The organism is Streptomyces sediminimaris (assembly GCF_047049295.1).
In the GTDB taxonomy this organism is placed as follows: Bacteria; Actinomycetota; Actinomycetes; order Streptomycetales; family Streptomycetaceae; genus Streptomyces; species Streptomyces sediminimaris.
This window is the reverse complement of the sequence record NZ_JBJWOT010000001.1, coordinates 2043392-2065695: the sequence shown is the minus strand read 5'-3', so window position 1 is coordinate 2065695 and position 22304 is coordinate 2043392. Positions and strand designations below refer to the sequence as shown.

Below are 22304 nucleotides of genomic sequence, written 5' to 3'. Positions count from 1 at the left end.
GGGGGGCTGTTTCCGGGTTGCGGGCTTGTCAGACGCGGATGACCTGCGGGCCCTGCAGCGAATATCGGTGGGCTTCGGAAGCGGGCAGCAGGGTGCTGGTGACGACGGACTCCAGCTCGCCGATCTCGGCGAACCGGCAGAAGCTGACCGCGCCGAACTTGGTGTGCACGCCCGCGAACACCGTGCGGCGGGCGGCGCGGATGGCCTGCGCCTTCACCTCGCTGACGGCCGGGTCGGGGGTGGTCAGGCCGTGCTCGCGGGAGATGCCGTTGGCGCCGATGTAGGCGAGGTCGATGACGAAGCCGGCCAGCATCTTCGTCGTCCAGTGGTCGACGGTGGCCAGGGTGCCGGAGCGGACGCGGCCGCCGAGCAGCAGCACCGAGATGCCGTCCGCCTCGGCGAGACTTCCGGCGACCGGCAGGGACGCGGTGACCACGGTCAGCGGCCGGTCCTTGGGCAGTGCCTCGGCGATGAGCTGGGGGGTGAAGCCCTCGTCGACGAAGACCGTCTCGGCGTCCCCGAGCAGCTCGGCCGCGGCGGCCGCGATCCGGCGCTTCTCGGGCACATGGCTGGTGGCGCGGAAGGCGAGCGTCGTCTCGAAGCCGGCGCTCTCCACGGGGTAGGCGCCGCCGTGGGTGCGGCGGACCAGGCCGTGGTCCTCCAGGGCGCGCAGATCCCGCCGTACGGTCTCCTTGGCCACGCCCAGCTGGTCGGCGAGCATCGTGACGTCGACGGAACCGGTGGCGCGCGCGACCCGCACGATCTCGCGCTGGCGTTCTTCCGCCGTCCTCGCGGTGTTCGCCGTCATCGCCGCACCCACCTTTCCCTGCTCGCTGCCCGTTCGGGCCCGGTTGGGGCCATGGGGGAAGTTGTACTCCCGGTGCGCGGCACTGACCAGGCTTGTTGCAGACTCGATGCTGCCCGTATGTGCCCGTTTGCGGAGCGGAGTGCCCGCCTCGGACCTGCGCTGCTGTGAGTGACGGCGTGGGATCGGGCAGCCGCTGTGCCCGAATGCCGCGGCGGGCGGGCCCGTTCGGTGCCCGCCCGCCGCGGCGAGCATCGTTTTTCCGCCTCCCGGCGGCGGGCGGGATCAGTACGGCCAGATGGGCGGCTCGCTCACGAAGTGGCCGCCGAGGCAGGCGTGCGCGACGTTGTCCGGGTCCAGCTCGCCCTGCTCGGCGATCAGCTTGCGCGCGAACGGCTCGGAGTCGTCCTGCGGCTCGTAGCCGAGCGCCCGCGCCGTGGACAGGTCCCACCACAGCCGGGTGTTCGCCGAGGAGCCGTAGACGACGGTGTGGCCGACGTTCTCGGCGGTCAGGGCCGCGTGGAAGAGGCGGGCGCCGTCGGCCGGGCTCATCCACACCGACAGCATCCGCACGCTGGTGGGCTCCGGGAAGCAGGAGCCGATGCGCACCGAGACGGTCTCCATGCCGTGCTTGTCCCAGTAGAGCTGGGCGAGGTCCTCGCCGAAGGACTTGGACAGGCCGTAGAAGGTGTCGGGGCGGCGCGGGGTGTCGACCGGGATGAGCGGGTCGCCGTCCCGGGGGCGCGGGGTGAACCCGACCGCGTGGTTGGAGGAGGCGAAGACGACACGGCCGACGCCCTCCTCGCGGGCGGCCTCGTACAGGTTGTACGTGCCCTCGATGTTCGCCGCGAGGATCTTCTCGAAGGGGGCTTCCAGGGAGATGCCGGCGAGGTGGATGATCGCGTCGACGCCGCGCACGGCCTCACGCAGCGCCTTTCTGTCCGCGAGATCCGCGGTGATCGCGTCGGGCTCGCCCTCGATCGGGCGCAGGTCGAGCAGGCGCAGTTCATGGCCGAAGGCGGGGAGCAGGTTCCGCATGAGGGTGCCGAGTCCGCCGGCGGCGCCGGTGAGCAGGACGGTGCGGGGAGCGGGCATCCTCGGGTCTCCTTGGTCCGCCGCCTGTGACAGGTGGCCGTATGCGTGGACGGTATTCACATCCGTGGAAACGCTAAGGAGCGCGTCCACCTCCGTCAAGTGTCGCGCGGAGCGGCCGGATCCGCTCGCGCCGCTCGTCCGTCGTTTTCCTTTCCGTTTCTGTGCCGTTTCTGTCCGCCGCCATCCCGGCAAGGCGGTGGCTTGACCTGGGCGGAGTCGGCTCCCTAGTGTGGCGATGTTCAGAAATATAGACATCGATCAGAAGAACGTACGCGTCTGCCACTGCGCGTCTGCCCCAGGGAGAGCCCGTGACGCCGTCCCCCCTCGCCGCTCGACTCAGCATCCCCAGTGGGCCGTTGTTCTTCCCGGTCACCGCCTTCGGGCCGGACGGCTCGGTCGACCTCGACGTCTACCGCGCCCATGTGCGCCGCGGGGTCGGGGCGGGGGCCGCCGCGGTCTTCGCCTGCTGCGGCACCGGCGAGTTCCACGCGCTCACGCCCGAGGAGTTCGAGGCGTGCGTGCGGGCGGCCGTCGAGGAGACGGACGGGCGGGTGCCGGTCGTCGCCGGCGCCGGATACGGGACCGCGCTCGCCGTGCGCTACGCGCGCCTCGCCGAGCGGGCCGGGGCGGACGGGCTGCTCGCCATGCCGCCGTATCTCGTGCGCGCGGGGCAGGAGGGGCTGCTGCGGCACTACCGCGACGTGGCCGCCTCCACGGCGCTGCCCGTGATCGTCTACCAGCGGGACAACGCCGTGTTCACCCCCGCGAGCGTCGCCGAACTCGCCCGCACGGACGGGATCATCGGCTTCAAGGACGGCCTCGGCGACCTCGATCTGATGCAGCGCGTCATCAGCGCCGTACGCACCGACGTCCCCGGCGACTTCCTCTACTTCAACGGCCTGCCGACCGCCGAGCAGACCCAGCTCGCCTACCGCGCCATCGGCATCGGTCTGTACTCCTCCGCCGTGTTCTGCTTCGCCCCGGAGATCGCCCGCGCCTTCTACGAGGCCCTGCGCACCGGCGACGACGCGACCGCTCGGCGCCTGCTCGACGGCTTCTACCGGCCGTTCGTCGAACTGCGCGCCCAGGGGCGGGGCTACGCCGTCGCCCTGGTGAAGGCGGGCGTACGGCTGCGCGGCCTGGACGTGGGCGAGGTGCGCCCCCCGCTGCACGAACCCGCCGAGGACCACGTCAAGCAGCTCTCCCAGCTGATCGAGCGCGGGTACGCGCTGCTGGACGGGATCGACGGGACCTCCGCGACCGGCGCGGAGGGCAAGTGAAGGCGTCGGCGTTCGTCTACCCCTGGGACGTCGTCGGGGACCCGGAGGCCGCGGGACGCGTCGCCGCGCTCGGCGTGCGGCAGGTGACGCTCGCCGCCGCGTACCACTCCACGCGCGCGCTGACGCCCCGCCACCCGCGCCACCGCGTCGTCACCGCCGAGCACTCCGCCGTGCTCTATCCGACGGACGCGCGCTGGCAGGGGCGGGAGCTCAGGCCGTACGAGGCCGGGGACTGGGCGCCCGGGGACGCGTACGGCGAGGCCGCGGCGGCGCTCGCGGACGCCGGGCTCGAGGTGCACACCTGGGTCGTGCTCGCGCACAACTCCCGGCTGGGCGCGGAGCGTCCGGACACCTCCGTCGTCAACGCCTACGGTGACCGCTACCCGTGGGCCCCGTGCATCGCCCAGCCCGCCACGCGCGCGTACCTCGTCGAGCTGGCCGCCGAGGCGGCGGTGCGGCCGGGGGCGCGCGGCACCGAGCTGGAGTCGCTCGGCTGGTACGGGCTGCAGCACCTGCACGCCCACGACAAGACCGCCGGGGTGGCCCTCGGGGAGGCGGGCTCGTACCTGATGTCGCTCTGCTTCTGCCCCGCCTGCCGGGAGGGCTACGGCGATCAGGGCCTGGACCCCGGCGAACTGGCGGCCTCCGTGCGCGAGGCGCTGGAGCCGCTGTGGCGGGGCGCGCCCGACGACGGGGGCTGGGCCGGGGTGGAGAAGCCGCTCGGCGCGGCGAAGGCGGCCGCCACGCGCGCGTGGCGTGACGAGACCGCGCGCACCCTCCAGGAGGCGGCGGTCCGGGCCGTGCGCGCGGCGGCCCCCGAGGGCTTCCAGGTGCTGCTGCACGCCGACCCGGTGACGTATCACACCGGCGCCAACGCAGGCGTGGACCCGGCGCACATCCTGACCGTCGCCGACGGCGTGGTCGTACCGTGCGCCGGCGGTACGGGTCTGCTGACGCCGTTCGCCGCCCGGGGCCGCGAAGGTGCCGTCGTCGCCGCCAACTTCACCGTGGTCTCGGGGATGGGCGGCCACCCGGCCACGCTGGCGGCGGACGCGGCCGCGGCCCGGGACCGCGGCGCCACCGAACTGCGGCTCTATCACGCCGGGTTGGCGTCGGACGGCGACCTGTCGCTGGTGCGGGAGGCGCTGGCCGGGAGCTGAACCAGGGACGCGGCGGTCACCAGCAGCGCCAGGCCGCAGGCGGCCAGCAGCAGGCGGTAGTCGACCAGTTCGACCAGGGCCGCGCCGACGGCCAGACCGGCCACGTTCGGCGTGAACATCAAGGTGTTGGCGGTGGCGGCCGTGCGGCCCAGCAGCGCGCCCGGGGTCGCGCGCTGCACGGCCGTCATCGCGGCGATGAGCACGCACGGCAGCCCCACCCCGCTCGCCGCGCTGCACGCCAGCGCCACCGGATCGGCCGGTACCGCCCGCGCCGCCACCGCGCACGCGGTGAGGGCGATCCCGGCCGCCGCGAACCGGCGCTCGCCCAGCAGCCGCAGGGCCGGGCCGGAGGCCAGTCCGAGCGCGACCGAGCCCGCGCCCTGGACGGCGTACAGGACACCGGCGTAGGCGGGGGCGTGCCCGAGGCCGTCGACGACGGCGTACAGCAGCGCGCCGCTCAGGCCGGCGCAGAGCATGGTGGCGCCCGCCGCCAGCACCAGGGGCCGCAGCCGGGCGTGCGCCCGGAGGAAGCGTGTGCCCTCGGCCGTCCGGGCCCACCAGCCCCCCGCCGGCGTCGCCGCCTTCTCCTCGCGGACGCGCAGGAGGGCGCACACCCCCGCGGCCAGGACGAAGGTGACCGCGTCCAGCAGGGCGACGGCCGGGCCGCCGGACATCGTGTAGAGACCGGCGCCGGCGAGCGGCGCCACCAGCTTCATGCCCTCGTTCGCCGTCATGCGCAGCCCGTTGAAGTCGCCGAGCAGGGAGCGGTCGACGGTGGCGGCGACCAGGGCCGACTCGGCCGCGTCCTGCACCACGCCCGCCGCGCCGTACAGGAACAGGACCGCGTAGACCAGCCAGACCCGGCCGGGCGAGCCGACGGTGAGGAGGGTGAGCAGCAGGGCGGCCGGCAGGAGGTTCGTGCCGATCAGCAGGGGCTTGCGGCGCACCCGGTCGGCGAGGGTGCCGAGCAGCGGACCGGCGAGCGTGGGCGCCCACATGGCGAGCAGGCTGAGGGCCGCGAGGCCGTCCGAGCCGGTCAGGTCCTTCACCCACACGCCCGACGCCAGCCACAGCGCCGAGCTGCCGAAGCCGGAGACCACGACCGCGACGAGGTACAGCCCCGCGTTGCGGTCCCGCAGGACGCGCATCAGGGTCCATTCCGGTCCCGAGGCCGGTTCTTGCGATGCCGATGCCGATGTCGTCATGCCTGGCCATCGTGCGGCTAAGGCCCCCGCCCGGGCATGGGGCAACTGCCCTAGAAAGGCGGCGCGGGCGAGGGGGCGTCCGCCGGTTCTCCCCCCGGCGATGAGTTCCGCGTGCCGGGCCGGTCCACCCTTGCGAGGAACCCCGACCCGGAGGAGCAGCGGATGACCGACACGACCCTCGACCTCGGACCGCAGACGCAGGTCGTCGCGAGCCTGGCGGAGGGGGTGCGCGAGGAGCACATGGTGGGGCCGACGCCCTGTCCCGACTACCCGGTGCGCGCCCTGCTGGCCCACATCCTCGGCCTGGCCGTCGCCTTCCGCGACGCCGCCCGCAAGGACCTGGGCGGCACCACCGACACCTCCCCGCAGGCCGGGCTGCCCGAACTCGGCCCCGGCTGGCGCGAGGAGCTGCCCAAGGCCCTCGACGAGCTCGCCGAGGCCTGGCGCGACCCGGCCGCCCGGACCGGTATGACCCGCGCCGGCGGCGTGGACCTGCCCGGCGCGGTCGCCGCCGCCGTCGCCACCGACGAACTGGTGATCCACGGCTGGGACCTGGCCCGCGCCACCGGCCAGGAGTACACCCCGGACCCGGCCGCCCTGCGTGCCTCGCACGACTTCCTGCGGGCGGCGGCCGGCGATCCGGCCCGCGGCCGCATCTTCGGGCCGATCGTGCCGGTCCCGCCCGGCGCCGCACTGCTCGACCGGGCGGTCGGGCTGAGCGGCCGGGACCCGGCCTGGCGCCGGGAGGGCTGAGCCGAGCAGCCCAGGAACGCCCGGTCGGGGCCGCGCACACCGCGCGGCCCCGACTTCTTCTGCCGGAACCATTGACGAAACCGGCACCCCCTCCTACCTTCGACGCGTCGTACTTCGTACGTCATATATGAGACGCGATACGCGAGATCTGATCACTGGGATCACCCGGATCTCGCGTTGACTCCCGAGAGGCGCGCATGACCTCTGTGCCCACGCCGATCCCGTCCCGCACGCAGTACGTGCTGGACGCGATCAAACACCGCATCCTCACCGGGCAGCTGACGCCCGGTCAGGCCCTGGTCGAGACCGAGCTCGCCGCGCAGTACGGGGTCTCCAAGACCCCGGTGCGCGAGGCGCTCAAGACCCTGGCCGGCACCGGGCTCGTGGTGATGAGCCAGTACAAGGGCGTCACGGTGCGCATGGTGGACGCGGACATGGCGCGCGAGGTCTACGACGTGCGGCTGCTGCTCGAACCGGAGGCGCTGCGGCGGGCGGTGCGGCGCGGCGCCCCGCTCGACGCCGCGCGCGACGCCCTGACCCGGGCCGACGACGCGGGCGACACCGCCGAACGCTCCCTCGCCAACCGGGAGTTCCACCGCGCGCTGTACCTGCCGTGCGGCAACCCGCTGCTCGGCCGGATGCTCGACGAGGTGCGCGACCAGGCCGCCCTGGTCTCCGCGGTGGCCTGGGCCTCCGACCCCTCCTGGGAGCGGGAGGCGGGCGAGCACCGGGAGATCCTGCGCCTCGCCCTCGACGGCGACGCCGACGGCGCGGCCCGCGCCCTGCACGCGCACATCGCGTCCTTCGTGCGGCGGGCGTTCCCCGAAACCCGGTCCGGGGAAGGCCAGGAATGAGCAGCGCGGCGTTCGAGAGCCAGCGGACGGCCCTGGCCGACGTGGTGGCGATCCCGGTCACCCCGTTCGCCGGGGACGGCACCGTCGACACCGGCGCCCACCGGGCCCTGCTGCGCCGGCTGCTGGACGGCGGAGTCACCACCCTCACCCCGAACGGCAACACCGGCGAGTTCTACGCCCTGACCCCGCAGGAGCGCCGGCTGGTCACCGAGCTGACCCTGGAGGAGAGCGGCGACCGGGCGGCGGTCCTGGTCGGCGTCGGGCACGACGTGCCCACCGCCGTCGCCTCCGCCCGGCACGCCCGCGAGCACGGCGCGCGGATGGTGATGGTCCACCAGCCCGTCCACCCCTACGTCTCCCAGGCCGGCTGGGTCGACTACCACCGCGCCATCGCCGCGTCCGTCCCCGAGCTGGGCGTCGTCCCCTACATCCGCAACGCCCGGCTCGCCGGAGCCCGGCTCGCCGAACTCGCCGACGCCTGCCCGAACGTCATCGGCGCCAAGTACGCCGTCCCGGACGCCGCCAGGTTCGCCGCCTTCGCCCGGGACGCGGGCCTCGACCGCTTCGTGTGGATCGCCGGTCTCGCCGAGCCCTACGCCCCCTCGTACTTCTCCGCGGGCGCCACCGGCTTCACCTCCGGGCTGGTGAACGTCGCCCCCTCCGTCTCGCTGAACATGATCGAGGCGCTGCGCGCCGGCGACTACCCGGCCGCCATGAAGGTCTGGGAGCAGATCCGCCGCTTCGAGGAACTGCGTGCCGCGAACGGTTCCGCCGACAACGTCACCGTCGTCAAGGAGGCCCTCGCCTCCCTCGGCCTGTGCCGCCGCGACGTCCGCCCGCCGAGCAGGCAGCTGCCCGCGGAGGAACGCGCGGAGGTCGCCGCGATAGCCGCCGGATGGTCCCTGTGAACGCGCCCGCCGGCCGAATGCGCCCCGAAGAGCTCCGCAGCCACCAGTGGTACGGCACCGAGGGGCGGCTGCGCACCTGGTCGCACAACGCCCGCATGCGCCAGCTCGGTTACGAGGCGGAGGAGTACCGGGGCCGCCCGGTCGTCGCCGTGCTCAACACCTGGTCGGACATCAACCCCTGCCACCTCCATCTGCGCGAGCGCGCCGAGGCGGTCAAGCGGGGGGTGTGGCAGGCGGGGGGCTTCCCGCTCGAGTTCCCGGTCGCCACGCTCTCGGAGACGTACCAGAAGCCGACCCCGATGCTCTACCGCAACCTGCTCGCGATGGAGACGGAGGAGCTGCTGCGCTCGTACCCGATCGACGCGGCGGTGCTGCTCGGCGGCTGCGACAAGTCGACCCCGGCGCTGCTCATGGGCGCGGCCTCGGCCGACGTGCCGTCGCTCTTCGTCCCCGCGGGGCCGATGCTGCCGGGCCACTGGCGCGGTGAGACCCTCGGCTCCGGCACCGACATGTGGAAGTACTGGGACGAGCACCGCGCCGGCAACCTGACCGACTGCGAACTGCGCGAGCTGCAGGGCGGCCTGGCGCGTTCCCCCGGCCACTGCATGACCATGGGGACCGCGTCCACGATGACCGCGGCCGCGGAGGCCCTCGGCATGACGCTGCCGGGCGCCTCCTCGATCCCGGCCGTCGACTCCGCGCACGAGCGGATGGCCGCCGCCTCCGGGCGCCGCGCCGTCGACCTCGCCTGGACCGGGCTGAAGCCGTCCGCGATCCTCACCCGCGAGGCGTTCGAGGACGCCGTCACCACGGTGCTCGGGCTGGGCGGTTCCACCAACGCGGTCATCCACCTGATCGCGATGGCGGGACGCTGCCGGGTGCCGCTCACCCTCGACGACTTCGACCGCGTCGCGCGCACCGTGCCGGTGCTCGCCAACGTCCGGCCCGGCGGACGGACCTACCTCATGGAGGACTTCCACTTCGCCGGCGGCCTGCCCGGCTTCCTCTCCCGGATCACCGACCTGCTGCACCTGGACCGGCGGACCGTGAACGGCACGCTGGGGGAACAGATCGAGGGGGCGGCCGTCCACGACGACGACGTCATCCGCACCCGCGACAACCCGGTCGCGAGCGAGGGCGGAGTCGCCGTCCTGCGCGGCAACCTCTGCCCGGACGGCGCCGTCATCAAGCACATCGCCGCCGAGCCGCACCTGCTCGGGCACACCGGCCCCGCGGTCGTCTTCGACGGCTACCGGGCCATGCAACGCACCATCGACGACCCCGGCTCGGGCATCACGGCCGACAGCGTGCTGGTGCTGCGCAACTGCGGGCCCAGGGGCGGCCCCGGCATGCCCGAGTACGGGATGCTGCCGATCCCCGGCCACCTGCTCAGGCAGGGCGTGCGGGACATGGTGCGGATCTCCGACGCCCGGATGAGCGGCACGAGTTACGGCGCCTGCGTGCTGCACGTCGCGCCCGAGTCCTACGTCGGCGGACCGCTCGCCCTCGTCCGCTCCGGGGATCTCATCACCCTCGACGTCGAGGCACGCGCGCTCCACCTCCACGTGGACGACGAGGAGCTGGCGCGGCGCAGGGCCGACTGGACGCCGCCGCCCACCCGCTACGAACGCGGCTACGGCGCGCTCTACGACGAGCAGATCACCCAGGCCGACACCGGCTGCGACTTCGAGTTCCTGGCCCGCCCGGGCACGGTCGCGGACCCCTACGCGGGCTGAGCCCCGCGGACAGCGCGACCCCGCCGCGCCACATACGTCGAGAAAGCGCTTCACCCATATCCGCACACGACCCACCGCAAGCGAACGGAGAAAGTCATGGCCCAAGCCGCAGCCGTGGCGCGACCGCCCGCACCGGCCCGGCGGCGCCGTGCCTCCGCCACGCCACGCCGGCTGCCCTACCTGCTGATCGCGCCGGGCGCCCTGCTGATGCTGGGCTTCATCGCCTACCCGGTCCTCAGCGTCTTCTACTACAGCCTGCAGAACTACAACCCCACCAAGCCGTGGCGGAACGGCTACGCGGGCTTCGGCAACTTCGTCCGGATCTTCACCGGGGACCCGCAGTTCTGGGACACGCTGACCTTCAGCGCCAAGTGGGTCGTGGTCGAGGTCGGCCTCCAGCTGCTCTTCGGCCTCGCACTCGCGCTGATCGTCAACCAGACCTTCGCCGGGCGGGCGCTGGCGCGCGCGCTGGTCTTCTCCCCGTGGGCCGTCTCCGGCGTGCTGACCTCCGCGATCTGGGTGCTGCTCTACAACTCCCAGACGGGCATCACCCGTTACCTGGCCGACGCCGGGATCGGCTCGTACGGCACCAGCTGGCTCTCGGACACCTCCACCGTCTTCCCCGCGGCGATCGTCGCCGACCTGTGGCGCGGCGTCCCCTTCTTCGCCATCCTCATCCTCGCCGACCTGCAGTCCGTCTCCAAGGACCTCTACGAGGCCGCCGAGGTCGACGGGGCGAGCCGGCTCAAGCAGTTCTGGCACATCACGCTGCCGCACCTGAAGGACGCGATCGTGCTGTCCACCCTGCTGCGCGCGGTGTGGGAGTTCAACAACGTCGACCTGCTCTACACGCTCACCGGCGGCGGCCCCGCGGGAGAGACGACGACCCTCCCGCTCTACGTCGCCGACACCAGCGTCGACGCCCACGACTTCGGCTACGCCTCCGCCCTGACCACGGTGGCGTTCGTGATCCTGCTCTTCTGCTCGATCGTCTATCTGCGGCTGAGCAAGTTCGGAGGTGAGGGCAGGTGATCACCGAGGTCGCACCCGCGCCGGAGCGCCCGGCGTCCGCGCCCGCCCGGCCGGGCAGGAGGCGCCGCGCCTGGGACGAGGTCCCCCGCCGGCACATCTACCTCCCGCTCGCCGTCTATCTGCTCTTCACGCTCGTCCCCTTCTACTGGATCGTGCTCTTCGCGCTCCGCCCGGCCGGCTCGACCTCGCTCGTGCCCTGGCCGATGACCTTCGACCACTTCGAGAAGGTCTGGAACGAGCGGGCCTTCGGCACCTACTTCCAGAACAGCGTCCTCGTCGGGCTCGCCACCCTGGTGACGACGACCCTGGTCGCGCTGGCCGGCGGTTACGCCCTCGCCCGGTTCGACTTCCGGATCAAGAAGGCGTTCATGCTGGCCCTGCTCTGCACGCAGTTCGTGCCGGGGGCGCTGCTCCTGGTGCCGCTGTTCGAGATCTTCGCCGACCTGCGGATGATCAACTCCCTGGGCAGCGTCGTCCTCGCCGAGACCGTCTTCCAGCTGCCGCTGTCGATGATCCTGATCGGCGGGTTCATCCGGAACGTGCCGTACTCCCTGGAGGAGGCCGCCTGGGTCGACGGCTGCGACCGGTTCACCGCCTTCCGCATCGTCGTGCTCCCGCTGCTGCGGCCCGGGCTGATCGCCGTCGGCTCCTTCGCCTTCGTGCACGCCTGGAACCACTTCCTGTTCGCCCTGATGTTCCTCAGCGACCAGGGCAAGCAGACCATCCCGGTCGGCCTCAACACGCTGATGAACGCGGACAGCGTCGACCTCGGCGCGCTCGCCGCGGGCGGCATCGTCGCGGCCGTGCCCGTGGTGATCGTGTTCGCCTTCATCCAGAAGTGGCTGATCACCGGCTTCAGCGCGGGGGCGGTGAAGGGATGAGGCTCCGACGGACCGCGGCGGCCACCAGTGGCGCAGGGAGGACCCCATGACCGTACCGATCGTGCTGGCGGGCGCGCGTGGCCACGGCCGCCGGCACCTGGACAACATCCGCCGGCTCCAGGACCGGGGCGCGGTGCGCCTGGCCGGGATCTGCGAGCTGGCCCCGCTGGCCGCCGAGGAGATCCCCGACCGCCTGGGGGCGCCCGAGCAGTCCACCGACCTCGGCGCGCTGCTCGACTCCACCGGCGCCCGGATCGCCGTGATCTGCACGCCGATCCCGACCCACACCGACCTGGCGCTCACGGCCGCCCGCCGGGGCGTGCACCTGCTGCTGGAGAAGCCGCCCGCGCCGTCGTACGCCGCGTTCCGGCGGATGGCCGACGGGGTGGCCGCGGCGGGCGTGGCCTGCCAGATCGGCTTCCAGTCGCTCGGCTCGCACGCCGTGCCCGCGATCCGCCGGATGGTCGCCGAGGGCGCGGTCGGCGAGGTCGTCGGCATCGGCGGGGCGGGCGCCTGGGCGCGGCCCGAGTCCTACTACCGCCGGGCGCCCTGGGCGGGCAGGCGGCGGCTGAACGGCGTCGACGTCGTCGACGGCGTGCTGACCAACCCCCTCGCGCACGCCGTCGCCACCGCCCTCGCCCTGAACGGCACCCCGCGCGCCGAGGACGTCACCGGCATCGAGCTGGAGCTGCTGCGCGCCAACGACATCGAGTCCGACGACACCTCCTGCGTGCGCGTCACCACCACCCGGGGCGCGCAGGTCACCGTCGCCGCGACCCTGTGCGCCGAGGACCCCGACGAGCCGTACGTCGTGGTGCACGGCACCAGCGGCCGGATCACCTTCTGGTACAAGCAGGACCGCGTCCTGCTGCAGCGCGCCGGCCACGGCCCCGAGGAGTACGAGTACGCCCGCACCGACCTGCTCGAGAACCTCACCGACCACCTCGCGCACGGCAGCGGACTGCTGGTGCCTCCCGCCGCGACGGGCGCCTTCATGAAGGTCGTCGAGGCGATCCGGCGGGCCCCCGACCCGGCCCCGCTCCCGGACGGCACCTGGCACCTGCTCCCCGGCGAGGGCCGCCGGGTCGTCCCCGGTGTCGACGGACTCGTCGCCGCCTCGGCCGACACCCTCGCCCTCTACTCCGAACTCGGCGCCGCCTGGGCCCCGCCGAGAGAGGTGAGCGCCCGATGACGACCACCGACTCGCCCGTCCTGCGCGTCGCGGGCCGCCCGGTCGGCCGCTACGTCACCCGGCCCGAGCTGCCGCCGCGGCTGGCCCCGCGCCCGTATCTGCACCCCGTCACCACACTGGCCGGCACGGCGGTCACCGAGCTGAGCCCGGCCGACCAACGCGTACGGCTGCGGGTCGAGATCGGGCCCGGGGCCCGCTGCCGCTTCTTCCACGACGCCGGGGACGGCCCGCGCCCCTCCGGTGTCGTCTTCGCCGCCACGCCCTGGCGCTGGGTCGGCGCCCTGCTCGGCCTGTTCGCGCTGGCACCCGTCGGGACGGGCCACGCCGGCGCGGCGGCCTTCACGCACTTCAGGATCACCCCCCTGTAACACACCGCACCCGTACGCCTGTCGGGAGCCGCCATGTCACACCTTCGCAGCAAGCGCTTACCCCGCTGGTCGCCCCCTCACCACCCCCTGTCTCCGTCCCATCCGGAAGAAGAGAGCCGACCGATGAAGAGCAGCATCCGCAGAAACAGGCGCGCGGCCGTCGCCGTCGCCCTGGGCTCCGTGCTCGCGCTGACCGCCACCGCCTGCGGCGACGACGGCAGCGGAAGCGCGGGGGACAAGGGCAGCGAGGGCTCCGGCAAGGGCGAGATCACCTTCTGGGACAACAACGGCGGTGTCCGCACCGACATCTGGAAGCAGATCATCGCCGACTTCGAGAAGAAGAACCCGGACATCAAGGTGAACTACGTCGGCATTCCCGCCGCGAGCGCCCAGTCCAAGTACGACACCGCCATCCAGGGCGGCGGACTGCCGGACGTCGGCGGCGTGGGCACCGCGATGCTCGCCGAGGTCGGGGTCCAGGGCGCTCTGGAACCGCTGGCGGGCCGGCTGGCGAAGAGCCCGCTGAAGGGCAGGCTCAGCCAGAACCTGCTGGACAGCAGCAGGGCCGCGGGCGGCGGCGACCAGCTCTACCAGATCCCGACCTCGTCGAACAACGGAACCCTGTGGTACCGCACCGACCTGTTCGAGAAGGCCGGGCTGGCCGCGCCGACCACGTGGGACAAGTTCTACGCGGCGGCCGACAAGCTCACGGACAGGAGCAAGAACGAGTTCGGGTTCACCATCCGCGGCGGTGAGGGGTCGATCGCGCCCGCGCTGGACGCGGCCTACAGCCAGAGCGGGATCACCTCGTTCTGGAACGGCGACAGGACGACGGTCAACGACCCCAGGAACGTCGCCGCGCTGGAGAAGTACGTCGCGCTCTACAAGAAGGACACCCCGTCCGCCGACGTCAACAACGACTTCACCAAGATGGTCGCCCAGTGGGACAGCGGCACCATCGGGATGCTGAGCCACAACCTCGGTTCCTACCAGGACCATCTGAAGGCGCTGGGCCCGGAGAAGTTCCGCGGCCTGCCGAACCCGACGCGGGCCGACGGCACGCGGGTGCAGATCTCCAACCCGGTCGACGGGCTGAGTCTGTTCAGGTCCAGCAAGAACAAGGCCGCGGCCTGGAAGTTCATCGAGTTCGCCGTCTCCCACGAGGAGAACTCCAAGTTCAACGAGTCCGCCGGGCAGATCCCGGCGAACACGGAGGCCGCGGGCGACGCGTGGATCCAGAAGGCGGAGCCCACGAAGCTGGCCGCCGCCGCCCTCAACGGGGGCGAGACCAGGATCGTGCAGTTGCCCTACTACCTGCCGGACTGGAACACCATCTCCAAGGCCGGCAACGAGCCGGACTTCCAGAAGGTGCTGCTCAAGAAGATGAGCGTGAAGGACTTCCTGGACACGCTGGCCGATCAGCTGAACAAGGCCCAGGCGGACTGGAAGAAGAACCACTGACAGCCCGGGTGGTTCCGGGCGGCGGGGGACCGCGGGTCCGCCGCGACGGTCGCGCGCTTCCCCGCCGCCCCTGAACGGATCAGCTCCCCCAGCCGGAAAGGAACCGCTGTGCCGCTCACTCGCAGACAGGTCTCCCTGGCCGCTCTCGGCGCCGTACCGCTCGCCCTCGCCGCCACCGGAACCGCTCGGGCCGCCCACCGGCGGCGACGCACCCTCTACATCGCCGGCGACTCCACCGCCGCCCAGAAGTACGCCGACGCCGCGCCCGAGACCGGGTGGGGCATGGCGCTGCCCTACTTCATGCACAAGGACCTTCCCGTCGTCAACCGGGCGGTGAACGGGCGCAGTTCGAAGAGCTTCATCGACGAGGGCCGGCTCGCCGCCGTGCTCGACGAGATCCGGCCGGGGGACTTCCTGCTGATCCAGTTCGGGCACAACGACGAGAAGAAGAGCGACCCCACCCGCTACACCGAGCCCTGGACGACGTACCAGGACCACCTGCGGCGGTACGTCGAGGGCGCGCGGGCCCACGGGGCGCGGCCCGTGCTGGCGACGCCGGTCGAACGCCGCAGGTTCGACGCCGACGGCGACGCCGTGCCGACTCACGGCGACTACCCGGCGGCGATGCGCGCGCTCGCCCGGCAGGAACGGGTGGCGCTGCTGGACATCGAGGCCCTGTCGCTGGCGCTCTGGCAGGAGCTCGGGGCGGAGGAGACGAAGGTCTACTTCAACTGGACCGCCACCGAGCAGGACAACACGCACTTCAATCCGCCGGGCGCGATCGCCGTGGCGCGGCTCGTGGCGCGGGAGCTGCTGCGCACCCGGGTGCTCGCGCCGCGGGACGTCGTCCGGCTGCACGACGAGATTCCGACGTCCTGGATCACCTGGCCCGAGGCGACCGACGCCCCGGCCGCGTAACCAAGGAGAGCCGCACAGTGCGAACACATATATGTCATGGACGTGCCATAGCGTCGATCGTGGGATGCGCCGCGCTGGTGCTCGGCGTCACGGGGACGGCCGCCGCGCACCCCCGGCACCGCGACGTCGCCCGGCAGGTACTGGGCGCGAACGACGGCTGGGGCTCCTACGGCACCGGCACCACCGGCGGCGCGGCCGCCGGCGCGGCGCACGTCCACACCGTCACCGACTGGGACGGCTTCAAGGCCGCCCTGGCCGACGGCGGCGACGCACCGAAGATCATCAGGGTGCGGGGGACCATCGACGCCGACGGGCCGAGCTGCGCCTCCTTCGAGGCGCCGGGGTACGACTTCGGCACCTACCTCAAGACGTACGACCCCGCCGTCTGGGGCCGCGACAAGAACCTCGACGGCGAGCCCGACGACAGCCCCGAGGGCCTGCGCCGCGCCTCACAGGCCAACCAGGACGCCTACATCAAGGCCTACGTCCCGGCCAACACCACCATCATCGGCGTCGGCCGGGACGCCGGCTTCAGGGGCGCCAGCCTCCAGATCAAGGGAGTCGACAACGTCATCGTCCGCAACCTGAGCTTCGAGAGCCCCCTCGACTGCTTCCCGCAGTGGGACCCGACCGACACCGCGGCGGGCAACTGGAACTCCGAGTACGACAGCGCGGTGGTCCACGGCTCCACGCACGTGTGGATGGACCACGACACCTTCACCGACGGCGACCACCCCGACAGCACGCTGCCGAGCTACTTCGGGCGGATCTACGAGCAGCACGACGGCGAGCTGGACATCGTCAAGGGCGCCGACTACGTCACGGCCTCCTTCAACGTCTTCAAGGACCACGACAAGACGATCCTGATCGGCAACAGCGACAGCGCCTCGACGGCCGCCGTCGACCGCGGCCACCTCAAGGTCACCTTCCACCACAACCTCTTCTCCAACCTGGTGGAACGGGCGCCGCGCGTGCGCTTCGGGCAGGTCGACTCCTACAACAACCACTTCGTGGCGAAGGACGGCTACGGCTACAGCTACGGCATCGGCAAGGAGTCCCAGCTCGTCGCGGAGCACAACGCGTTCACGCTGCCCGACGGGACCGGCGCCGGGAAGATCCTCAAGCGGTGGAACGACTCGCCGCTGACCGCCGACGACAACTACGTCAACGGCGTGCCGACCGATCTGATCGCCGTCCACAACGCCGAGGTGCCCACGGAGGTCCTGCGGCCGGGCGCGGGCTGGACGCCCACCCTGCGCACCCGGGTCGACCCGGTGCGGGCCGTGGCGCACATCGTCGACCACCGAGCGGGCGCAGGCCGCCTGCACTGACGTCCCGGCGGCCGGGGCGCCCGCCGCCCCGGCCGCCACCTCCCCCGTCGCACCGCATCCCCGCATCCCCATCCGCCCCATCGACCCCACCCCAGCATCCCCGCATCGCGAAGGAGCACCCGCATGCCCTCTCCCCGTCCCCGGCACCCGCTGTCCCGGAGGGGCGTCCTCGCCGCGGGCGCCGGCGCCGCCGCCGCGCTCGCCGTGGCCTCCGGCCCCGCGGGCGCCGCCGCACGCACGCGCCCCTTCGGCCGCTTCGGCTCCCCGGAGCGCCGCCTCACCCCCAGGACCCTCTACGTCGACCCGCACGCGCGCGGCGACTTCACCACCGTCCAGGCCGCCGTCACCGCGGCGGCCGGCCGCGGCTGGACCCTGGTCCTGGCTCCCGGCACCTACCGGGAGACGGTGGCGCTCGACACCACCCGCACCGAGGCGACCTGGATCGGCGCCGCGGAGGACCCGCGTGCGGTCGTGATCGTCTACGACCACGCCGCCGGCACCGCCAAGCCGGGCGGCGGCACCTACGGCACCACCGGATCCGCCACCACCACCGTGCGGGCGGACGGCTTCACCGCCCGCTGGATCACCTTCGCCAACGACTGGCTGCGCGCCGGCCACCCCGGCGTCACCGGGACACAGGCGGTGGCGATCAAGGTGCAGGGCGACCGCAGCGCCTTCACCCACTGCCGCTTCCTCGGCCACCAGGACACCCTGTACGCCGACTCGGCGGCCCTCACCGCCTTCGCCCGCCAGTACTACGCCCACTGCTACGCCGAGGGTGACGTCGACTTCGTCTTCGGGCGGGCGACGGCGGTCTTCGAGCGGTGCCACTTCCGCACCCTGAACCGCACCGACCTGACCGCGCCCCCGTACGGCTTCGTCTTCGCGCCCTCCACGGCGGGCGCCGCCCCGCGCGGCTACCTGGTGACCCGGAGCCGGGTGAGCAGCGGGGCCCCGGACGCCTCCTACAAGCTGGCCCGCCCCTGGGTGCCCAGCTCCGACCCCACGGCCCGCCCGAGCCTCGTCGTCCGCGACACCCACCTCGGTCCCGGCATCGACGCGGTCGCGCCCTACGCCAACATGTCGGACGCCCATCCCTGGCAGGACCAGCGGTTCGCGGAGTACCGCAACACCGGCCCCGGCGCCGTGGTCTCCGTCCCCGGCAACAGGCCCCAACTCACCCCGGGGCAGGCCGCGTCGGCCACCCCCGCCGCCTATCTGGGCGACTGGACGCCGTGGAGACAGACCCGCTGACCTCACCTGGGGGCCGCCTCCGCCCGGCTCCGGCCGCCCGGCTCGGCGCCGTCCCGCGGACTCCCCGGGGGGAGGAAGCGGAACCGGACGGTCCAGGGTGCTTGACCCGCTTTTGACCCGACGCGGAGATATCGATCGGGCAACGGGCCTCGCGCCCAGCAGGATGACGCGCGTAGAAACCTGTCATGCATAAGCCACTGCGTATCGCGGCGATCGCCGCAGCGTGTGCCCTCTCCGGCGGTGCTCTGTACGGCGCCGGCGCGGCCACGGCCGGACAGTCCACGGCCAACTCCACCCACGAGCCCTACAACATCGGGCTGCTGGTGAAGGACATCGACACCTACTACGGCACCGCGGCCGACGCGGACGGCGTGTACCAGGCGTCGCCGACCAGCCCGTACGCCAAGGACCTGGCGCGTATCGACTCCGCGGCCAGGAAGTACATCGACAGGGCGGCGCGCAAGGCCCGCCACCACGGCGAGAAGCCCGCGGTCGTCTTCGACATCGACGACACGCTGCTGCTCAGCCTCGACTACGAGAAGCGGTACAACTACTCGTACAACCCGGCCACATGGGCCGCGTACGTGAACAAGGCCGACCGGCCGGAGGTCTTCGGCAGCCCCGGACTCGTGCGGTACGCCGAGAAGAAGGGCGTCGAGGTCTTCTACAACTCGGGCCTCGGCGAGGCGCAGCGCGCGGCGGCCGTGGAGAACCTGAAGAAGGTCGGCGCCGACGTCGGCCTCGACGCCGGCCACATGTTCCTCAAGGACACCGCGAACCCGCCGTCCTACCTGAGCTCGTGCGCCACCCCGGGCAGCTGGACCTGCACGACCGTGCAGTACAAGTCCGGCACCCGCAGGCACATCGAGAAGGACCTCGGGTACGAGATCATCGCCAACTTCGGCGACCAGTACTCGGACCTCGACGGGGGTTACGCCGACCAGAGGTACAAGCTGCCGAACCCGACGTACTTCGTCGGCTGAGCCCCGGCACGCTCACCGTCCCGCGACCGGCCCACCGGCCGGGCGCGGGACGGGGTGTCTACGAGCGGCCCCGGCCGTCCGGCCGGGCCGTGAAGCCGCCGCCCACCGCCCACCGCGTACCGTCCGCCGCGGCCTCGACGGTGTAGCGGTCGTCCCGGTCGTCCCGGCCGCCGCGCCGGTGGTCGTACTGCCCGGCGAACACCCACTCGCCCGCCGGGACCGTGCGGCCCTCCTTCAGCACCCAGGTGTAGACGAGGAAGCCGTCGCGCTCGCCGATCGTGAGGTCGAAGTCCCGCTCGGGCAGGGTGCGCCAGGCCCCGGTGGAGCTCACGCCCCCGGTCTGGGCGATCCGCAGCCGCACGGTGAGGGAGGTGAGCCGTGCGCCGGTGCGCAGGGTGAGGTCGCTCTGCGCCCAGAAGTCGTTGCCGTGCGGGTCGACCGAGCCGTCCGACCACAGCGGGCCGTCCGTCTCACCGGTGGCGGACGGCGCGGACACGGTGGGCCCGGGCGCGGGGGTGCCGCTCGCGTCGGCGTGCGGACCGGGCGTCCGGCCCGGCGCCGGCGTCGGATCGACCCGCGGTGCGGGCGCGGCCGTCGGGGACACCGCGACCGTCTGGCGCCGCGCGGGCGTGCCGTCGCGCACCGCGGACGCCACCGCGTAGCCGCCGGCCGTGAGCATCGCCACGACCGCGGCCGCCGCGCCCGCCACCCGGGCCCAGTCCCGCACCGGCCGCGGCGTCCGACGGTGGCCGGCGCGGCCGTACTCACCCATGCCCCGCTCGATCCGGGCCAGCATGCCCGCCCGGTCCGGCCGGTGCGCCCCGGCCGCCTGCCGCAGCCGGGCGCGCAGCTCGTCGGGCACGTCCTGCCGCCTCACCGGTCCGCTCCTCCGCTCCCGCCGCCGCGTGCGATCGCCGCGTGCACCCTGCGGGGCTCGTCCCGGGTGCCCAGCAGCCGCTGCAACTCGGCCATCCCCTTGGACGTCTGGGACTTCACCGTACCCACGGAGACGCCCAGAGCCAGGGCGGTGTCCCGTTCCGAGAGATCGAAGGCGTGCCGCAGCACCACGCACGCCCGCTTCCTGAACGGCAGCGCGCGCAGGGCCTGCCGGACGTCCACGACGCCCGCGACGTCGGGGTTCTCGGTCCGCTCCGCACGCTGCGCCCAGAACAGCGAGACCCTCCGGCGTTCGCGCACCGCGCCGCGGACGCGGGTGCGGGCCAGGTTGGCGACGACTCCGCGGGCGTAGGCGACGGGGTGGTCGGCCGTGCGCACCCGGTCCCAGCGGCGCCACAGCGCGAGCAGCGCGTCGGCCGCGAGGTCGTCGGCGGCGTCCGCCTCGCCGGTCAACAGGTGGGCCATACGGGAGAGTTCGGCGTAGTGGCGCTCGAAGAAGGCGTGGAACTCCACGGAGGCCGCGTCGTCGACAGTGCCCACGGGGCGAGCGTAGCAGCGGACCGCCTCGCCCGTACGGGACTTCGAACACCGTCCGGACCACCGGCCCTGATTCCGTAACACACGGAAAACCTGAAACCGGTTCGGCGGGGGAACAATCCAGCCAGCATCCGCACACTGATCCATCCGGCGACGAGGAGCATCCGCCATGACCGACACCGAGACGACGGCCGGCCGGCCCGGTACCGCACCACCGGCGGCGAACGGCGTCGACCGGTACTTCAGGATCTCCCAGCGGGGATCCACCATCGGCCGGGAGATACGCGGCGGCTTCGCCACGTTCTTCACGATGGCCTACATCCTTGTCCTGAATCCCATCATCCTGGGCAGCGCGAAGGACAAGTTCGGCCACACCCTCGACACCGGCCAACTCGTCACCGCCACCGCCCTGGTGGCCTGCGTGATGACCGTGATCATGGGCGTCGGCGGCAACCTGCCGCTCGCCATCGCGGCCGGCCTCGGCCTCAACGCCGTCGTCGCCTTCCAGCTCGCCCCCATCATGAGCTGGCCCGACGCGATGGGCCTGGTCGTCATCGAGGGCATCGTGATCTGCGTCCTGGTGCTCACCGGGCTGCGCGAGGCGATCATGAACGCCATCCCGCAGCAGCTCAAGCAGGCCATCGGTGTCGGCATCGGCCTGTTCATCGCCTTCATCGGCTTCGTCGACGCGGGCTTCGTCAGCCGTATCCCGGACGCCGCCGACACCACCGTGCCGGTGCAGCTCGGCGCCGTGGGGCGGCTCACCGGCTGGCCCGTGCTGGTCTTCTGCCTCGGCGTGCTGCTCACCATCGCGCTGCTCGCGCGCAAGGTGAAGGGCGCCATCCTGATCAGCATCGTGACGATGACGGCCGTCGCGATCGTCATCGACGCGACCGCGGACATCAAGAGCTGGGGCCTGACCACCCCGCACCTGCCGGACAAGGTCGTCTCCACCCCCGACTTCGGGCTCATCGGCCACTTCAGCCTGTTCGGCGGCTTCGCGAAGGCCGGCGTCCTCACCGCGGTCCTGCTGGTGTTCACCCTGATCCTGTCGGACTTCTTCGACGCGATGGGGACCATCGTCGGCATCAGCGCGGAGGCCGGACTGCTGGACGAGAAGGGACAGGTGCCGGGCATCGGCCGTGTGCTGTTCATCGACGGCGCCGCGGCCGTGGCCGGCGGTCTCGGCTCCGCCTCCTCCAACACCGCCTACATCGAGTCCGCGGCCGGCGTCGGCGAGGGCGCCCGCACCGGATTCGCCAACCTGGTCACCGGCGGCCTCTTCGGTCTCGCGCTCTTCCTCACCCCGCTGCTGACGATCGTCCCGCTGCAGGCCGCCGCGCCCGCCCTGATCGCGGTCGGCTTCCTGATGATGACCCACGTCAAGCACATCGACTGGGACCGGTACGAGATCGCCATCCCGGCCTTCCTGACGATCGCCACCATGCCGTTCACCTACTCGATCACGGACGGCATCGGCGCCGGCTTCCTCGCCTACGTCGTCATCAAGTCGGTCCTCGGCCGGGCCCGCGAGGTCAACTGGCTGCTGTGGGGGGTGTCGGCGCTGTTCCTGGTGTACTTCGCGATCGATCCGGTGGAGCAGATCCTGGGCGTGAAGTAACCGACGGCGCCGCCCGCTTCCTCAGCGGCTCAC

The 22304-nt window shown here is 72.7% G+C and carries 21 protein-coding genes; 16 read left to right on the top strand and 5 right to left on the bottom strand.

The window, feature by feature from the left end; all coding sequences use genetic code 11:
* Positions 1-28: 28 nt before the first annotated feature.
* The gene (locus ACJ9NR_RS09630; RefSeq protein ID WP_412487086.1) at positions 29-808 is read right to left on the bottom strand and encodes a DeoR/GlpR family DNA-binding transcription regulator; all 780 of its coding nucleotides are present in this window, start codon (positions 806-808) and stop codon (positions 29-31) included.
* Positions 809-1090: 282 nt separating this feature from the next.
* Positions 1091-1900, bottom strand: coding sequence for an NAD-dependent epimerase/dehydratase family protein (locus ACJ9NR_RS09625; protein WP_412487085.1), 810 nt, complete (start codon positions 1898-1900; stop codon positions 1091-1093).
* A 308-nt stretch (positions 1901-2208) separates the two neighbouring features.
* On the opposite strand from ACJ9NR_RS09625, the gene ACJ9NR_RS09620 reads away from it, so the two are divergent.
* Both ACJ9NR_RS09620 and ACJ9NR_RS09615 read left to right on the top strand, forming a co-directional pair.
* Positions 2209-3180, top strand: coding sequence for a 5-dehydro-4-deoxyglucarate dehydratase (locus ACJ9NR_RS09620; RefSeq protein ID WP_412487084.1), 972 nt, complete (start codon positions 2209-2211; stop codon positions 3178-3180).
* The gene (locus ACJ9NR_RS09615) at positions 3177-4340 is read left to right on the top strand and encodes a hypothetical protein (protein WP_412487083.1); all 1164 of its coding nucleotides are present in this window, start codon (positions 3177-3179) and stop codon (positions 4338-4340) included. Before ACJ9NR_RS09620 ends, ACJ9NR_RS09615 begins: the two co-directional genes overlap by 4 nt.
* Here the strand turns inward: ACJ9NR_RS09615 and ACJ9NR_RS09610 are convergent.
* Positions 4277-5545, bottom strand: coding sequence for an MFS transporter (locus ACJ9NR_RS09610; RefSeq protein WP_412487082.1), 1269 nt, complete (start codon positions 5543-5545; stop codon positions 4277-4279). The two genes, ACJ9NR_RS09615 and ACJ9NR_RS09610, sit on opposite strands and share 64 nt — an antisense overlap.
* 162 nt (positions 5546-5707) lie before the next feature.
* On the opposite strand from ACJ9NR_RS09610, the gene ACJ9NR_RS09605 reads away from it, so the two are divergent.
* The 13 genes from ACJ9NR_RS09605 to ACJ9NR_RS09545 all read left to right on the top strand — a co-directional run bounded on the left by ACJ9NR_RS09605 (position 5708) and on the right by ACJ9NR_RS09545 (position 19216).
* Entirely contained in the window at positions 5708-6298 is a 591-nt protein-coding gene (locus ACJ9NR_RS09605; RefSeq protein WP_412487081.1) for a TIGR03086 family metal-binding protein, read from the top strand.
* A 197-nt stretch (positions 6299-6495) separates the two neighbouring features.
* Positions 6496-7152, top strand: coding sequence for a GntR family transcriptional regulator (locus tag ACJ9NR_RS09600; RefSeq protein ID WP_412487080.1), 657 nt, complete (start codon positions 6496-6498; stop codon positions 7150-7152).
* Positions 7149-8060 carry a dihydrodipicolinate synthase family protein gene (locus ACJ9NR_RS09595; protein ID WP_412487079.1) on the top strand — a complete coding sequence of 304 codons (912 nt, stop codon included), beginning with the start codon at positions 7149-7151 and terminating at the stop codon, positions 8058-8060. Before ACJ9NR_RS09600 ends, ACJ9NR_RS09595 begins: the two co-directional genes overlap by 4 nt.
* Positions 8061-8077: 17 nt before the next feature.
* Positions 8078-9796 (top strand): L-arabinonate dehydratase, encoded by a 1719-nt coding sequence (araD, locus tag ACJ9NR_RS09590; protein WP_412512767.1) that lies wholly within the window; start codon positions 8078-8080, stop codon positions 9794-9796.
* Between the two features lie 96 nt (positions 9797-9892).
* Positions 9893-10828 (top strand): carbohydrate ABC transporter permease, encoded by a 936-nt coding sequence (locus ACJ9NR_RS09585; RefSeq protein ID WP_412487077.1) that lies wholly within the window; start codon positions 9893-9895, stop codon positions 10826-10828.
* Positions 10825-11709: a carbohydrate ABC transporter permease gene (locus ACJ9NR_RS09580; protein WP_412487076.1), complete on the top strand. Its 885-nt coding sequence runs from the start codon at positions 10825-10827 to the stop codon at positions 11707-11709. The genes ACJ9NR_RS09585 and ACJ9NR_RS09580 overlap by 4 nt, the downstream gene beginning before the upstream one ends.
* 46 nt (positions 11710-11755) lie before the next feature.
* Positions 11756-12901 carry a Gfo/Idh/MocA family protein gene (locus ACJ9NR_RS09575; RefSeq protein ID WP_412487075.1) on the top strand — a complete coding sequence of 382 codons (1146 nt, stop codon included), beginning with the start codon at positions 11756-11758 and terminating at the stop codon, positions 12899-12901.
* On the top strand, positions 12898-13269 hold the full coding sequence (locus tag ACJ9NR_RS09570; RefSeq protein WP_412487074.1) for a DUF6807 family protein: 372 nt from the start codon (positions 12898-12900) through the stop codon (positions 13267-13269). Before ACJ9NR_RS09575 ends, ACJ9NR_RS09570 begins: the two co-directional genes overlap by 4 nt.
* Before the next feature lie 123 nt (positions 13270-13392).
* Entirely contained in the window at positions 13393-14730 is a 1338-nt protein-coding gene (locus ACJ9NR_RS09565; RefSeq protein WP_412487073.1) for an ABC transporter substrate-binding protein, read from the top strand.
* 108 nt (positions 14731-14838) lie between these two features.
* Positions 14839-15648 carry a rhamnogalacturonan acetylesterase gene (locus ACJ9NR_RS09560; RefSeq protein WP_412487072.1) on the top strand — a complete coding sequence of 270 codons (810 nt, stop codon included), beginning with the start codon at positions 14839-14841 and terminating at the stop codon, positions 15646-15648.
* A gap of 17 nt (positions 15649-15665) precedes the next feature.
* Entirely contained in the window at positions 15666-16979 is a 1314-nt protein-coding gene (locus tag ACJ9NR_RS09555; protein ID WP_434056971.1) for a pectate lyase family protein, read from the top strand.
* A 123-nt stretch (positions 16980-17102) separates the two neighbouring features.
* Entirely contained in the window at positions 17103-18233 is a 1131-nt protein-coding gene (locus ACJ9NR_RS09550) for a pectinesterase family protein (RefSeq protein WP_412491814.1), read from the top strand.
* 185 nt (positions 18234-18418) lie between these two features.
* Complete coding sequence (locus tag ACJ9NR_RS09545) at positions 18419-19216, top strand: HAD family acid phosphatase (RefSeq protein WP_412491813.1); 798 nt, start codon at positions 18419-18421, stop codon at positions 19214-19216.
* A gap of 58 nt (positions 19217-19274) precedes the next feature.
* Here ACJ9NR_RS09545 and ACJ9NR_RS09540 read toward each other — a convergent pair whose 3' ends face one another.
* Together ACJ9NR_RS09540 and ACJ9NR_RS09535 are read right to left on the bottom strand one after the other, a co-directional pair.
* Positions 19275-20093: a hypothetical protein gene (locus ACJ9NR_RS09540; RefSeq protein WP_412491812.1), complete on the bottom strand. Its 819-nt coding sequence runs from the start codon at positions 20091-20093 to the stop codon at positions 19275-19277.
* Complete coding sequence (locus ACJ9NR_RS09535; RefSeq protein ID WP_412491811.1) at positions 20090-20653, bottom strand: SigE family RNA polymerase sigma factor; 564 nt, start codon at positions 20651-20653, stop codon at positions 20090-20092. The genes ACJ9NR_RS09540 and ACJ9NR_RS09535 overlap by 4 nt, the downstream gene beginning before the upstream one ends.
* Before the next feature lie 166 nt (positions 20654-20819).
* Here ACJ9NR_RS09535 and ACJ9NR_RS09530 point away from each other — a divergent pair, with 166 nt between their 5' ends.
* Positions 20820-22271, top strand: a complete 1452-nt coding sequence (locus tag ACJ9NR_RS09530) for an NCS2 family permease (RefSeq protein WP_412491810.1) — start codon at positions 20820-20822, stop codon at positions 22269-22271.
* Positions 22272-22304 lie beyond the last annotated feature (33 nt).